Source organism: uncultured Nostoc sp., from assembly GCF_964245445.1.
GTDB lineage: Bacteria > Cyanobacteriota > Cyanobacteriia > Cyanobacteriales > Nostocaceae > Nostoc.
In genome coordinates, this window is the sequence record NZ_CAXTNE010000071.1 from 14,253 (window position 1) to 30,451 (window position 16,199).

11 protein-coding genes are annotated in these 16,199 nt (G+C 42.3%); 8 read left to right on the forward strand and 3 right to left on the reverse strand.

Going from position 1 to position 16,199, the window contains the following annotated elements:
- Positions 1-40: 40 nt before the first annotated feature.
- Positions 41-964 (forward strand): glutaminase A, encoded by a 924-nt coding sequence (glsA, locus tag ACFE90_RS14225; protein WP_375501500.1) that lies wholly within the window; start codon positions 41-43, stop codon positions 962-964.
- On the opposite strand, the gene ACFE90_RS14230 is transcribed toward glsA, so the two are convergent.
- Both ACFE90_RS14230 and ACFE90_RS14235 read right to left on the reverse strand, forming a co-directional pair.
- A complete protein-coding gene (locus tag ACFE90_RS14230; protein WP_375501502.1) occupies positions 941-2,746 on the reverse strand; it encodes a sensor histidine kinase in 1,806 nt (601 codons plus the stop codon). The two genes, glsA and ACFE90_RS14230, sit on opposite strands and share 24 nt — an antisense overlap.
- A 330-nt stretch (positions 2,747-3,076) precedes the next feature.
- Positions 3,077-4,495, reverse strand: coding sequence for a hypothetical protein (locus ACFE90_RS14235; RefSeq protein ID WP_375501522.1), 1,419 nt, complete (start codon positions 4,493-4,495; stop codon positions 3,077-3,079).
- Between the two features lie 541 nt (positions 4,496-5,036).
- On the opposite strand from ACFE90_RS14235, the gene psaA reads away from it, so the two are divergent.
- From psaA to ACFE90_RS14260, 5 genes are all read left to right on the forward strand, one after another.
- Entirely contained in the window at positions 5,037-7,295 is a 2,259-nt protein-coding gene (gene psaA, locus ACFE90_RS14240) for a photosystem I core protein PsaA (protein WP_375501504.1), read from the forward strand.
- A 127-nt stretch (positions 7,296-7,422) separates the two neighbouring features.
- Positions 7,423-9,654 (forward strand): photosystem I core protein PsaB, encoded by a 2,232-nt coding sequence (gene psaB, locus ACFE90_RS14245; protein WP_375501506.1) that lies wholly within the window; start codon positions 7,423-7,425, stop codon positions 9,652-9,654.
- Between the two features lie 337 nt (positions 9,655-9,991).
- The gene (locus tag ACFE90_RS14250; protein ID WP_375501508.1) at positions 9,992-10,675 is read left to right on the forward strand and encodes a hypothetical protein; all 684 of its coding nucleotides are present in this window, start codon (positions 9,992-9,994) and stop codon (positions 10,673-10,675) included.
- A gap of 541 nt (positions 10,676-11,216) precedes the next feature.
- Complete coding sequence (locus ACFE90_RS14255) at positions 11,217-11,690, forward strand: hypothetical protein (protein ID WP_375501510.1); 474 nt, start codon at positions 11,217-11,219, stop codon at positions 11,688-11,690.
- Positions 11,691-11,964: 274 nt separating this feature from the next.
- Positions 11,965-12,870 carry a DNA-methyltransferase gene (locus tag ACFE90_RS14260; protein WP_375501512.1) on the forward strand — a complete coding sequence of 302 codons (906 nt, stop codon included), beginning with the start codon at positions 11,965-11,967 and terminating at the stop codon, positions 12,868-12,870.
- Between the two features lie 55 nt (positions 12,871-12,925).
- On the opposite strand, the gene ACFE90_RS14265 is transcribed toward ACFE90_RS14260, so the two are convergent.
- Entirely contained in the window at positions 12,926-13,138 is a 213-nt protein-coding gene (locus ACFE90_RS14265) for a hypothetical protein (protein WP_100899890.1), read from the reverse strand.
- Between the two features lie 919 nt (positions 13,139-14,057).
- Between ACFE90_RS14265 and ACFE90_RS14270 the strand changes: the two genes are divergently transcribed.
- Together ACFE90_RS14270 and ACFE90_RS14275 are read left to right on the forward strand one after the other, a co-directional pair.
- Complete coding sequence (locus ACFE90_RS14270; RefSeq protein ID WP_375501514.1) at positions 14,058-15,113, forward strand: SGNH/GDSL hydrolase family protein; 1,056 nt, start codon at positions 14,058-14,060, stop codon at positions 15,111-15,113.
- A 271-nt stretch (positions 15,114-15,384) separates the two neighbouring features.
- A partial coding sequence (locus ACFE90_RS14275; protein WP_375501524.1) for a radical SAM protein occupies positions 15,385-16,199 on the forward strand: 815 nt, incomplete at its 3' end.

The following is a 16,199-nucleotide window of genomic DNA, read 5'->3' on the forward strand; positions in this document are numbered from 1 at the left end:
GCTTATTGGCTATACGTAATTTAACGCGGTTGTATCTGTTGTGAAAAAACTTGAAAATTTAACTGCTGTGGAGTTATCAACTTGGGTACAACAAGCTAAAACACAGGCTAAACAGGGACAAGTTGCCGATCGCATTCCGAAATTGGCTTTGGCTGATCCTAGTTGGTTTACAGTTCATATCTGCTGTAAATCGGGAAAAACTATCACTTTTGGAGATACAGCTTGTGTTTTCCCGCTAATGAGCGTTATTAAGACATTTTCCTTACTTTATCTGTTAGAACACTTTAGTGCAGAAACGGTTTTTGGATGGGTTGGGGTGGAACCATCGGATGCACCCTTCAATTCTTTAGAACAACTAATTGCCGATCGCGGCCATCCCCGCAACCCGATGATTAATAGTGGAGCAATTACTCTAGCTGACAAATTACCAGGAAAGGACGCTAGCCAACGGACTCTTTTATTTTGCCAATGGCTCAACCAATTAGCAGATTGCCAACTATCTTTAGATGAGGCGATGCTGACTTCAGTGCGGTTAACCCGTTCAACAGCCAATGAAGCGATCACTAATTATCTAGCCTATCTCGCCGAAACAAGTCATTTAGAAAATCTGGAAATAGCACTTGACACTTATGAGCAGATATGCTGTATATCTGGGCGAGTTGAAGATTTAGCCCTGTTAGGAAAATTCCTAGCTTGTGAAAATGGCTCTTTATCATCACAAAATCGCCGGATTGTCAACGCTGTGATGTTAACTTGTGGACTGTACGAAGCTTCTGCCGAGTTTGCAGTCAGAGTTGGTTTACCAATGAAATCAGGGATTGGTGGTGGACTTATAGCAATAGTACCAGGTGAGGGAGCGATCGCTTGCTACAGTCCCGCCTTAGATACGATAGGAAATCCGGTAGTGGGACTTGCTTTTGTTGAGGCTTTATCGCAAAAGTTAGAGTTGAGCATTTTCGGGTAAATGCTGCTTTTGAATCGGAAGAGAAATGATGAATTCAGTACCACTACCCACCTCAGACTTACATATTAGTTGTCCTCCGTGTTTTTCGACTACAATCTGATGGCTAATCGAAAGTCCCATACCAGTGCCAACACCTCTGGCTTTAGTAGTAAAGAACGTCTCAAAAATTTTTTCTTGAACATCAGAGGGAATCCCAGAACCATTATCAGCAATGCGAACAACTACCCAGTTTTTATCTTTAAGTTCAGTAGCGATCGCAATTCGTGGTTTGTCTTGAGGATTGTGCTGTTCCTCCAATGCATCAAGCGCATTGTTGATAATATTCATAAACACTTGATAGAGGGAACTAGAAAAACCTTCAATGCTAGGAATTTCACCGTACAAGCGCTCAATTTTAATGCCTTTTTTGATTCGGTTATTGAGAATGAGTAACGTACTATCCAGGCATTCATGTAGATTAACTAAATGCGCTTTTGCTTCATCCAGACGAGAGAAGTTTTTCAAGCTTAAGACAATTTGTTGCACGCGATCCGCACCAAATTTCATCGACTGCAAAAGTTTGGGTAAATCTTCTTCTAGAAATTCTGCATCAATTTCGGTAGCGTAGGCTTGCACCGCTAAAGGTGGATTAGGCACTTCTTGGCGATAGGTTTGTAGCAATGATAATAAATCGTCTACATATTGAATAGCAGGATCTAAATTGCCGTAGATAAAATTCACCGGATTATTAATTTCATGGGCAATACCAGCTACCATTTGTCCTAAGCTAGACATTTTCTCACTTTGAAGCAATTGGGCTTCTTGCATTTGCTGCTGAAGAAAAGCTGCTGTTTGCTGTTCTTCCAGTAGGCATTTAACTCTATGCAAAACTTGGTTAAATGCAATAGCAAGTATCCCAATTTCATCTGTAGTCATGACAGGTGCTTGCAGATCAAAGTTTGAGTCTTTGGTAACTCGCTGCGCCATATTCGTCAACACTTCGACCGGACGGGTAATGGTTCGACTCGTGAATAAAGCTAAAAGAGTAGCAATTACTACTGACAACAGTATGCTGGCAGCAATAATATAAATCCGCATTTGCGCTGCTGTCTTGAACGCATCCGTCGCTGCTATTGATTTCTCATAAGAAGCCTTAATAACGTTAACTAATTCATCAGAGATTGCGTCAAACTTGAGTGCTAGCTTACTGTTGGTGAACTTTAACAGTCGTTGTTGGGCGATCGCAATTTTCTTTTCAGTTAAAGGCGATAGATCAAGTTGCTGAAATAATTCCTTAAGTTGCCGAATATAAGTTTGTGGTAATCCATTATAAGTTTTTAGAAGCAGGGGAATATTTTCAGTATAGTTTTCGCCTACATAATCAGCACTTTTTGTATATTTTTGGAGTTCAGACCAGACTTGCTCAATTTCTGGTGCATGTACATTGTTAATGTGACTGTATTCCTCTGTATACAAGTTTGGATATGGCACTAATGGAATGAGTTGCTGTTGATGCGTCCGTGTCTGGAGGATACCTGTCTGGAGGCGATGAAGCAAATTAAGTTCCTTAAAAGCGTTTTGTTGCTTCAGCAATGCCTGTTCTTGATAGTGGTCTCCAAGGATTAATCCAATCGTGGTTCCTAAAACTCCAACACTGACGGCAAGAGCATAGCCGCATTTAATTTTGTTACCAACACTTAGACCATTTGTCAGCCGTGAAAACCACCCTTTTCGGTTCGATTGTAAGACAGGAATATCGCCGGAAACTGCCTGAAAATTTGAACCTTGATTCTGGGAAGCCATAGTAATCCTGAGTAAGCAATAAAAACCAAGCCTTACTTAGAGTTCCCCAGTTGTGCTGCAAAAGTAAAAATTTTGCAACTTTTTTAGGACTTAGGCACTGTATAAATGCATCGTGATGTGAATTCACGATGCATAGGTTGTTTCAGACTTCTTTAATTATTCTGCGATCGTAAACAGACCATGCTGTAGAGAACATTGCTCATACGTGTCAACTTAGGGTAAAAGCCATGTCCCGGCCTATACAAAAGATGTGGTTTTTAAGTTATCCATGTTTTGTATTTATTGTCAATGTGTAAGTTCTATTTTTGCTCCCGATGTAAACAAGTTATTTTACTTTCCTTTTTCAGGTAACGGTGTTGATTCAGGAATTGGCGTTACCTCTGGTTTAGCTTCTGCTGATGGCGTAATTATTTCTGGTGCTGGAGACTCAATAATCTCTGGCAGCGTTGATGGCAAACTAGGAGATGGCGTAACTGGTGCTTCTGGGTTGAGGACTTTGCCCACCCGTCGGTTGAAAAATCCGTCCAATCTAGGTTTTGTTGTTTGAGGCACAACTTTTTCAGGTAACGGACTTGATTCAGGAGTTGGTGTTATCTCTGCCTGTGGTTCTGGTATCGGGGACAAGGTGGGAGATGGTATAGCCGTTGGAACTTCTAATTTTGGTTGTTCTGGCTTGGTTGGCTCTGTTTCAGATTTTTTAGGAATTTCAGTTTTGGGAATCGGCTGTTTTTCTACCTTCGGTTGTATTTCGGGTGTTTTTTCAACGGACGGGGTAGGTGTGAATCTATAATTTGGATCTACAATGCCGCGCACTTCATCTGCTGTAACTTCTCCTCTGACAATTCTCGACAAAGTGTCTTTACCCTTTGGCTGGTAGTCAATCAATCTAACTGTGGTATTAAAGGCATTTTTGACAGTATTTCCCTGATTATCAAGAAATTCTAGTTTTACCCAGTTTTTTCCTGGATGGAAGCCTTTAAGATAAACTGCTTGCCAGCGATCAAAAATAAAGCTTTCAGCATTAATTGTGGAACGGATACGCCAATCACTAAATGGGTCGTTAGGGTTTTCTTTCCCAACGAGGTGCAGGGGAGCGTTAGTTAGGTAAAAGTCCAGTAAGATTGGTTCTGCTCCATAGCTGCTTTGAGGGCGGCTGTAAGTTAACAGGGGTAACTTGGGATCTGGGTTGTTGTCGTCGGTTTTGGTAAAGACGTGAAATGTTGTTTGGGCATAAGCGCCTTCATTCTTAAAGCTTTCATGCCAAGGACGGGAGGCAAAGACGCGCAAGGTATGAGTACCTGGAGACAAGTCAGGCAAAACCAAGGGCTGATTCAGGTCGTAAACAGGGATATAAGGTTGGTTATCCAGAATTACGTGTAGATGAGGGCCTAGTTGTAGTTGTGGGTCTTTAAATATCGGTAGATCCTTAACCTGAAAACTGGCTGTGGCTTTGTCGTCTTGGAGAACTTCATCAGCTTGTGGAGTAACAATTGTCACTTGTGGCTGATAAACTTCCAAAATTGTCCGCAGTTCTTGGATAACAGATGGTGGGGAAACTTCCGAAAATTGCTTTGAAATTTGAGAAATCTGTGGGGGGTTATCTCTATAGTTAGTAGATACTTCTTGGCTACTGACTTTCTCGCCACAACTGGTCAAGCTTAATACCAGCAACAATGTCATTACCCACCTGAAAATGGGGAACCTCTCAGGGAGGAGCTTCTCTAACACCCTTTTCTGCCACGAGTTCATGCGTTGCACCCAGTGATAGTCTTCGACAATTGACAGATTATTTTGGCTCAAACTGTCCATCTGGAACTATAGCCCAAAAGGTGAAATCTGCCTCACATCCCATAAATTTTGCTTTATATCTCCGAAAATTTAAAATAAGTCATATTCTCTACAGCTTTTTACTTACAACAATGGAGATATGACACAAATGTTCATGAGTGATAGCAGCCAAAGCTGGAACATCGCCTCATACAGCCAAACCATAAAATTTGCAAATTGTTATTCTTTGTAAATTAAATGGAGAATCTATTGACTTTTGGACAAAGGCTTTGACGTTAAAAGGCAGTTAAGGCAGGAATTCCAGCAATATTTCAGCAAGTTTGAATTATTGTTAAAATATCTCCAAGTATCTCCAACAAAGTACAAGTTAAGACTCTATAATTCAACGAGAAACAACAATCCACATAGGTCTTCATGGCGGCTTCAGCAAAATGGAGTTTGCGGTAATGGTTAACTTTGTGGTATTCATGATTCCTCATTCCTTATCTAGAGAGGAGGTCGAATGACAATAAGTCCTCCGGAGCGAGAGGAAAAAAAGGCAAGAGTAATCGTCGATAATGACCCAGTTCCAACCTCATTCGAGAAATGGGCGCAACCTGGACACTTCGACAGATCCTTAGCCAGAGGCCCCAAAACCACGACATGGATTTGGAACCTGCACGCACTCGCCCATGATTTTGATACACATACAAGCGATTTAGAAGATATATCCCGCAAGATATTCTCAGCCCACTTCGGCCACTTAGCCGTAATAATGATTTGGTTGAGCGGGATGATTTTCCACGGCGCGAAGTTTTCTAACTACGAAGCTTGGTTAAGCGACCCGTTGAACGTTAGACCTAGTGCTCAGGTCGTTTGGCCCATTGTGGGACAAGACATTTTAAACGGTGATGTTGGCGGTGGTTTTCACGGTATTCAAATCACCTCTGGTTTGTTCCAAGTATGGCGTGGCTGGGGTATCACAAACTCCTTCCAGCTTTACGTGACTGCGATCGGTGGCTTGGTATTAGCAGGCTTATTATTATTTGCTGGCTGGTTCCATTACCACAAACGTGCTCCCAAACTGGAATGGTTCCAGAATGTGGAGTCGATGCTGAATCACCACTTGCAAATATTGCTAGGTTGTGGTTCCTTGGGATGGGCAGGTCACATAATCCACGTATCCGCACCGACCAACAAGCTTTTGGATGCAGGCGTTGCTATCAAAGACATACCCTTGCCCCACGAGTTCATCTTGAACAAAGACTTGTTGACCGAGCTGTATCCCAGCTTTGCTGCTGGTTTAGCACCTTTCTTCACCTTGAACTGGGGTCAGTATGCTGACTTCCTCACCTTCAAGGGCGGTCTAAACCCAGTAACAGGCGGCTTGTGGATGACTGATATTGCTCATCACCACTTAGCGATCGCAGTTCTCTTTATCATTGCTGGTCACCAGTACCGTACCAACTGGGGTATTGGTCACAGCATTAAAGAGATCCTGGAAAACCACAAAGGTCCTTTCACCGGTGAAGGTCACAAAGGTCTCTACGAAAACCTGACCTCATCTTGGCACGCTCAGTTGGCTACTAACCTAGCCTTCTTGGGTTCGCTGACCATCATCATCGCGCATCACATGTACGCGATGCCCCCCTATCCATATTTGGCAACTGACTACGCTACGCAGTTGTGCATTTTCACCCACCACATGTGGATTGGTGCATTCTGTATAGTCGGCGGTGCGGCTCACGCTGCCATCTTCATGGTGCGGGATTACGATCCAGTTGTGAACCAAAACAACTTACTGGATCGGGTGATTCGTCACCGAGATGCGATTATTTCTCACCTTAACTGGGTGTGTATTTTCCTCGGCTTCCATAGCTTTGGACTTTACATTCACAACGATACAATGCGTGCCTTGGGACGTCCCCAAGACATGTTCTCTGATACGGCAATACAGTTGCAGCCAGTGTTTGCCCAGTGGGTACAAAATATCCACACCCTAGCTCCTGGTGGCACTGCTCCCAATGCGCTAGAACCCGTTAGCTATGCTTTTGGTGGTGGAATTTTGGCTGTAGGCGGTAAGGTAGCAATGATGCCCATTGCTCTGGGTACGGCGGACTTCTTAATCCACCATATTCACGCATTCCAAATACACGTTACTGTCCTAATTCTGCTCAAAGGTGTGCTATTTGCCCGTAGCTCTCGTCTGATTCCAGACAAAGCAAACCTGGGCTTCCGCTTCCCCTGCGACGGTCCTGGTCGTGGCGGTACTTGTCAAGTGTCTGGTTGGGATCATGTGTTCCTTGGACTTTTCTGGATGTACAACACAATATCCATCGCAATTTTCCACTTCAGCTGGAAGATGCAATCAGATGTCTGGGGAACAGTAGATTCAGCCGGGAATGTGACTCACATCACTGGTGGTAACTTTGCCCAAAGCGCCATCACCATCAACGGTTGGTTGCGAGACTTCTTGTGGGCACAAGCTACACAAGTCATCAATTCCTACGGCAGTGCGCTGTCTGCCTATGGTCTACTCTTCTTAGGCGCTCACTTTGTCTGGGCATTCAGCTTGATGTTCCTGTTCAGTGGTCGCGGCTACTGGCAAGAACTGATTGAGTCCATTGTTTGGGCGCATAACAAACTGAAGGTAGCACCAGCAATTCAGCCTCGCGCTCTGAGCATTATTCAGGGTCGGGCTGTAGGGGTAGCTCACTACCTCTTAGGAGGAATTGCCACAACTTGGGCGTTCTTCCATGCACACATTCTTTCAGTAGGGTAGCAATCAGTTATGGAGTGCTGAGTGCTGAGTGCTAAGTGCTGAGAAAAAAATCGGAACTTAGAACTCAAAACTCAGGACTCTAGATGCTGGTACTTGATGGCTAAAGGTCAGAGGATTTATTAAACCTATGGCGACGAAATTTCCCAAATTTAGCCAGGATCTCGCACAGGACCCGACGACTCGTCGGATATGGTATGCGATCGCTACAGGCAACGATTTTGAAACCCATGATGGCATAACAGAAGAAAATCTTTACCAAAAGATTTTTGCAACTCACTTCGGTCACTTGGCAATCATCTTCCTGTGGGCATCCAGCCTCCTGTTTCACGTAGCCTGGCAAGGTAACTTTGAACAGTGGATTAAAGATCCCCTTCACATCCGTCCCATCGCCCACGCGATTTGGGACCCCCACTTTGGTAAACCAGCGATCGAAGCTTTTACCCAAGCTGGCGCTAGCAATCCGGTAAACATTACCTATTCTGGTATCTACCACTGGTGGTATACCATCGGGATACGGACGAACAGCGAACTGTACAACGGTTCAGTGTTCCTGTTGCTGTTCGCAGCCGTACTCTTGTTTGCTGGCTGGCTGCACTTGCAACCCAAGTACCGTCCTAGCTTGGCATGGTTTAAGAGTGCTGAACATCGGCTAAACCACCACTTAGCAGGTTTGTTTGGTGTTAGTTCTTTGGCTTGGACTGGTCACTTAATTCACGTTGCTATCCCCGAAGCTCGTGGACAGCACGTAGGTTGGGATAACTTCCTATCCACCCCACCCCACCCAGCAGGTTTAACACCTTTCTTTACAGGTAACTGGGGTGTTTACGCTCAAAACCCTGACACTCCTGGGCATATATTCAGCACATCCCAAGGTGCAGGGACTGCGATTCTGACTTTCTTGGGTGGTTTCCATCCCCAGACAGAAGCTTTGTGGCTAACTGACATAGCTCATCACCACTTAGCGATCGCAGTTATCTTTATCGTCGCCGGTCACCAGTACCGGACTAACTTCGGAATTGGTCACAGCATCAAAGAAATGCTGAACTCCAAATCCGGTTTAGTACCTGGTAGCAAGAGCGAAGGTCAGTTCAACCTGCCTCACCAAGGGTTGTACGACACCTATAACAATTCACTGCACTTCCAGTTGGGTATTCACCTAGCTGCTTTGGGAACCATCACCTCTTTGGTGGCGCAGCACATGTACGCCCTGCCTCCTTATGCATTTATTGCTAAGGACTACACAACTCAGGCAGCGCTGTACACGCACCATCAATACATTGCTGGTTTCCTGATACTAGGTGCTTTTGCCCACGGAGCTATATTCTGGGTACGTGATTATGATCCAGAACAAAACAAAGGCAACGTCCTTGAGCGCGTGTTGAAGCACAAAGAAGCGATTATTTCCCACCTTAGCTGGGTATCTCTTTTCTTAGGCTTCCACACCCTCAGCTTGTACGTCCACAACGATGTAGTAGTTGCTTTCGGTACTCCTGAAAAGCAAATCCTGATTGAGCCAGTGTTTGCCCAGTTCGTCCAAGCTGCTCATGGTAAAGTACTCTACGGCTTAGACACCTTGTTGTCTAACCCAGATAGTATTGCTAATACAGCATGGCCCAACTACGCTAACGTGTGGTTACCAGGCTGGTTAGATGCCATCAATGCTGGTACTAACTCCTTGTTCTTGACAATTGGCCCTGGCGACTTCTTGGTACACCATGCGATCGCTTTAGGTCTGCACACCACCACCTTGATCTTGGTCAAAGGTGCTTTGGATGCCCGTGGTTCTAAGCTGATGCCCGATAAAAAGGACTTCGGCTATGCCTTCCCTTGCGACGGCCCCGGTCGTGGCGGTACTTGCGACATCTCAGCTTGGGATTCCTTCTACCTAGCTACATTCTGGATGCTCAATACCCTTGGTTGGGTTACGTTCTACTGGCATTGGAAGCATCTAGGTATTTGGCAAGGCAACGTAGCTCAGTTCAATGAGAACTCTACATATCTCATGGGCTGGTTCCGCGATTACCTCTGGGCTAACTCTGCTCAGTTGATTAACGGTTACAACCCCTACGGCGTGAATAACCTGTCTGTCTGGGCTTGGATGTTCTTGTTTGGACACCTAGTTTGGGCTACTGGCTTCATGTTCTTAATCTCCTGGAGAGGTTACTGGCAAGAGTTGATTGAAACCCTTGTTTGGGCACACGAACGCACTCCTCTAGCTAACCTAGTTCGCTGGAAAGATAAGCCCGTTGCTCTGTCTATCGTTCAAGGTCGTGTAGTTGGTCTAGCTCACTTCACTGTTGGCTATGTCTTGACTTACGCCGCATTCTTGATTGCTTCTACTGCTGGTAAGTTCGGTTAATTCGACTGCTAGTTTTGTAGATAAGTAATAAAAATCCCCTGCCGCGAGGTGGGGGATTTTTATATCAATATATCAATACGGTTTTTTTAACGAACCTTAGAGGCGCAGAGAGAAGAAGAAAATGCTTAACTGAACTGTAGACTTATAAATAATCTCTGCAGTTGGGAGCAATAGATTTGATAGAATTACAGTAATTCGCCTAAATAAAGTTTTGTTAAAAAATACTATGTAAGTTTTGACCTGATTTATGGCCGGTATTACACAGTTTTGCAGTCTTTTTCAACTTATTTTTTCATCTAGCAAGAATCTGAGGTTATTCTAGTGGGGCATAAGTAATATGGCAGAACTGGAAATCCCAGAAAAATATAAGCCTAGGTTCAAACAACTTGTAACCGTAGACGTTAGAACTGTAGATGAATTAATTGATGCTTTGAAGCAAGCCCCCCCTTCACTACTTATCGAGGATTTGGCATCAATAGTAGCTTCACAGGTTCAAGCTTTGACTCTAGAAGAAGTAGAAGATTTGATAGAAGCATTAATTTCTCTTTACAATTTTCGAGATTATTTTGACGTACCCACAAATAAGATTGTAGAAAGAATTAGTCAGGCTGTTCAGGATGATGAAGACCTTCCCAATCTTTCTGGAGAAGAAAAACAAGAATTTGAGCGACGATTAGCTGCTTTATTAGAATTTGACAGTGTTCTTGGTGTTACATCCAAAGCAATTGATGTGATGCGTGACCATGAACGTATATTCACACGCTGTCGTGTTCTTACCGATATGCGTCCTATCTTTGAAGTTGATTTAGAAAAAGGGCCAGCAGGTATCGTAATAATTCATATGCTGAAAATTGAGTATGCAGATTCAGATGGTACACATGAGTTTTTTGTAGCTTTGGATTCAATAGATTTAGAACAATTATGCCAACAGTTAGATAGAGCAGAAAAAAAAGGAAAATCTATCAAATTGATGCTAGGCAGAGCAAATATTCCATACTTGAATTATCTGAATGTAGAGTAAAGGTTATAAAAATGCAAGTTGCGTTATAAAAGTGTAATCCTTGGGATAAGAAAAACCAACATAATTTAAAGCTTTCTCAGCTTGATTCATCAAATAATCAAGCCAAGTTAAAAGCTCGATTTGACTGGAATTATCCGGAAGATAAACGAAAAATACGTGATGAGAATAACTGTGATAATTTACTCTTCTTCAAAAGTGCTAAAGATCGTAAATATGGATGGGAACGCTCTCGATATAGCTTTGTATCTAAACAGATAGACTTAGAAGTAACCTTTACAGCGTTCGTTAACCAATGGCGTGAAGAAACTTTTGGGATATCATCTACTAACCAAATGTCGATGCACCCTGCATACCAGCAAATTATTGGTATGGGAAAACCTGTAATCCCACTTTTACTTAGGGAACTGGAAAAGAAATCTGGACACTGGTTTTGGGCATTAAAATCCATTAGCAGAGAAGATCCTGTTCCTCCAGAATATAGGGGAAAGGTAAAGGAGATGACTAAAGCTTGGCTAGAGTGGGGTAAGCAAAGAGGCTATAGGTGGTAGGTAATTACGCTTGGGTTAAGTTTGTCACAGAAAAAATTGAGCGTGATTATCCTAACCTCACTGTCTATGGATACAAACTTACCAGTCCAGATACAATTGATTACAACTGTATTGCTTGGGCAGCAGAAGATGATGAAACATGGTGGTGGCCAGATATTCAATATCAATACTACTGGGCACCAGGTATTCCTAGAGAAGAAACGCTTGAAGCCTTTCAAGAAGTATATAAAATGCTTGGTTATGAAGTCTGTCCAGGTGATGTTTTAGAAGAGGGATTTCAAAAAATAGCTATATATACTAATTCTAATAAAGTACCAACCCACGTTGCGAGACAACTACCGACTGGTAAATGGACAAGTAAGCTTGGATCACTTGAAGATATAGAGCATAATAATTTACAAGGGCTAACTGGAAATCCTGGTTATGGTGAGCTTGCCTATATTATGAAAAAATCAATTCTAGTCTAGAAAAGATTTAGCACAATCTAATTATCAGGCTAATCTAAAGAGCGATGCCTAACTATGACAAACTGGCAAGAACGCATTACTCAAAACCCAAATATATGTTATGTGTCGGAGACGCTACGCGATCGCAAAGCGTGTCGAAAGTTAATATACTTCTCTGCGTAACTTTGCGCTTTGCTCTGTGTTCCCCTGCGTTAAAAAATAACTTTTAAAATTAAATAGTTGGATAATACCAAAACAAGTTATAACTATAAAAAACGAAATAATCTTATCACTGTTGCAAGAAGAACCAATAACGCCAGCAAAAGAAATAATTTTTAATCCTTATTATACCCAGCAAAAGGGGGCAGCATATTTAGGTGATAGTCTTAAACTTATTAAATTCATTGATGATAATAGTATTAATTTAATTCTTACCTCACCTCCATTCGCTCTGACACGAAAAAAAGAATACGGTAACGAAACTGCTGAAAAATATATTGAGTGGTTTCTGCCTTTTGCATCCGAATTTAAAAGAGTTCTCGCAGATAATGGCTCATTCGTACTAGATTTAGGTGGCGCTTACTTACCTGGCAACCCCGTGCGGAGTATCTACCAATACGAACTTTTAGTAAGATTATGCAAAGAAGTAGGTTTTTTTCTCGCTCAAGAATTTTACCACTATAATCCGGCTCGACTGCCAACCCCTGCTGAGTGGGTAACAATCAGGCGGATTCGTGTGAAAGATTCTGTAAATACAGTTTGGTGGTTGTCTAAGACACCGAATCCTAAAGCAGATAACAGAAAAGTTTTAAAGCCTTATAGCCAAAGTATGAAACAATTACTCAAAAATGGCTATAAGGCTAAAATACGTCCTAGTGGACATGATATTTCGGATAAATTCCAAAAGGATAACCAAGGTGCAATTCCGCCAAATCTAATAGAAATTGCTAATACTGAATCGAATAGTGCTTATTTACGACGCTGTAAAGCAGCAGAAATTAGACCCCATCCAGCACGTTTTCCTCAAGGGTTCGCCGAGTTCTTCATCAAATTCTTAACTGATGAAGGTGATATGGTTTTAGATCCATTCGCAGGTTCTAACACAAGCGGGTTTGTGGCTGAAACTCTGCAACGCCGATGGATATCTTTTGAAATTAACGAGGATTATGTAATGGGAAGCCGTTATCGTTTTACTCAATAAAGATATTAAGTAAATATTCAGGACTGAGCAGTTAAAATCTATAACTCATAACTACTTAAATTTCTCCATTCACTTGCATTTGATGAACTTGATCTGCTAACTCTTGACGACCTTGATCATCTAGTTTGTCAATTGCTAACATCCCCATGAGAATAACTTCTTTCAGGGTCAAACGTGTCGAATGTGCCTGTTTTTGCACAATCTCTTTAATAATGGGACTCACACCAATCGCTGTACTAGCTCTAGCCACGGAATAAAAGGAAAACACTAATGATTAAGCCTAAATCTTAGCACCTCCCATGAAGTTATTTTCTCTAGTTAAAACTTAATTTAAATGTGTTTCAACTCATACTTCAATAAGTAAACATTAATTTTAAATTAGGTATGTAGAGAATAACCTTCTAAGTGCAGGGCACTGTCCTATAACTGGACAATTTATATCAAAACCTCAATTATGACATCAAAGATAAGAGCCTACTTTGGCATGAAAATAAATTTAACTTTTATTATCCCAGAATAGCGGGTATAGTGTCTAACAGTGCTATAGATAGCTCTAGAGTTATCCCAAAGCCTTTTGATTGAGGGTCTACGGGCATAACTTCTAACTGTGCTATAAATTACTTAAAATGGTCAAAAACTTTTTTAAGTGTCGATCCTCGTCTGATGCTAGTTATGAATCTTTAATCTAACTAATTCCATATTTGAAAACTGACGCATTTGCAACGCTCAATTTCATCTGAGAAATTAAAAAGCTATCCCCCTAGTTGTAGTAAAGTCTCATGTGATCGCCACAATTGACTGACATTTTTAAACCTGAAATCAAATGCTTATTTATTATGTTAGCAACGGCAAAAGCCAAAACCTCTGTCCTGAGATACTCAAAAATAACCTACTAATTGCTGAGTTTATACACACTTGCAATATTTGTGGCAACTAAGTTATAAAAAATAGTCGGTTTGTGAAAATAGGGCTTTCAGTACAACTATCCTGACAAATAAAATTTGTATACCACTGGGGAAACCGTAATTTAAAGAGATCGTGAATTCTCAAATATAATCTCGTTAACAGGCTTTACAGAACTATACAGTTTAAATAAGAATAATAACTTAACCGAAGTAAAATTTTCCTGAATACAGGCAACTAATGCTGTGAGATGGAAAAGCAGTGAGTAGAGGAGAGACAAAGCGATGAGGGACCCTTATCTGTTGGCAGCAGGCTTGTTAACAGTATTAGCAATACCAGCATTGGCTCTTCCACATTTGTCGATTATCTTGCCAGAAAATTCTAGATCCCTGTGGGATTTAAAACAGAGTTCTCCGGCAATAGTCAGTACAAAAATTATCAATAGTGTTGATATCTCTTTACCAGAACTCAGCGGCCAAGCGTTCCAACCTCTAAAAAGTTTGCAGCCAACAGCAGTTGAGAAAAACATTAGGAGCTTACCAGAAGTCAGTAGTCAGGAATTACCAGCCCCAACAGAGTCATCACTCAACCCCAGCGCCCAACCAGCTGGTCTCTCATTGACATCTGGGAATCAACTTTACTACCAAAGATTGGCGGCTCTGAAAACAGGTCAGATTTATACGCGCGTAGAAAGTGATAATTTGCAATCATTGTGGGAGTCAATCAAGAAACGTCAATTAACTTATGATGATTGGAAAAGTTTATTAGCTTTAGAAGCTAGAGCGATCGCTCAAGGTCAAGGTGCAAATCATCTAAGTATCTTAGTTGGTGATTCTTTGAGCATGTGGTTTCCTAGAGAAAAACTGCCTGCTGGGAAATTGTGGCTGAATCAAGGCATATCTGGAGATACTTCCAGTGGCGTTTTAAAAAGATTGGGGGCATTTTCGGCAACGCGGCCAGATGTGATTTATGTCATGGCTGGGATTAACGACTTACGCAAAGGCGCTAGTGATGACACAATTTTGCGTAACTATCGCCGGATTATCCGTCGCTTACGGCAGACTCACCCAAAAGCTCAAATCATTGTCCAATCAATTTTGCCTACTCGCCTAGCAAAACTTTCCAATAGCCACATTCGTCACATCAACATACAACTAACCCAGATTGCCAAACAAGAAGGTGCTAATTATCTAAATATTTATAGCTGGTTTACGGATATGGAAGGCAATCTGCGCCCAGAGTTGACCACAGATGGGTTGCACCTGTCTCAAGAGGGTTATGATGTGTGGCGATTGGCACTACAACAGATAGAATACAAGCTAACTCAACGTGAGAAATGAGCGATCGCTTTGCGAAGACTTGGAGCGATCGCATCACCATAAGTTATGGAATTGCGTAGACAGGCTGCCAAATAGTGTCTGTAAATATAAATATTTGTAATTTTAATAGTAAATTTGCGTAAGTTCTTCAGAGGGGAATGAAATTAAACGTGTTCAGATCGCTCACACAAATCAGCGATTTCTACGACGGGCTATGCCTACGCACTTAGTATAAAAACAAAGGAGAATATCATGGATAATTCTGCAAATCCACCCATCCAGACGGTGCAATCTGCGCTGTCTTCATTGTTACTCTTCTTCTGCCCCGGAGGAGCGTGACCAACTCAGTGTCCCGCTCCTTTTACAAGCAATTACTGATGCAAGTGTACAAGGATATACCATTGCCAGCTTTTCAGGAGGAGAACCTCTTGTCTACAAACCTCTGTCCAAACTGCTAAAACAGGCTCATCAATGCCAAATGCATACAACGGTTACTTCCAACGGTATACTCTTGGACGAGCGACACTTAGAGCAGCTGACTGGAGCGGTTGATTTACTCGCCATTAGTCTTGATGGAATGCCAGCTTCCCATAACCGTATGCGTTCTTCAGAGCAAGCTTTTGAAAAAATGGCGGTTCGACTGGAAGGGGTTCGCCAATCGGGTATCCCATTCGGGTTTATTTTTACACTCACAAAACAAAATTTTCGAGAATTAGACTGGGTTGCAAATTTTGTCTTGGAGCAAGGGGCGAAATTATTGCAGATTCATCCACTTGCGGAAGTTGGACATGCTACCCAAAGCCTCGTAGGGTATAGACCTAATCCCAGCATCTTATCCTATGCTTACCTAAAAGCCACGCGTCTGCGAGAAGCCCTTGCTGACAAGCTGTTTGTTCAGATTGATTTAACTCACCAAGATTTACTGCGTTCAAATCCCGGTAGCTTTTTTGCAGAGGAATCGCCAATAAATCAAGAAGACTACAGCTTTGCTGAACTCGTGTCACCCCTAATTATCGAAGCAGATGGGACAGTCGTGCCAATGCAACATGGTTTGGGAGCAATGCGATTTTGTGAGATCATCATAAAGACAGCAGGGGAGCAGGGAGC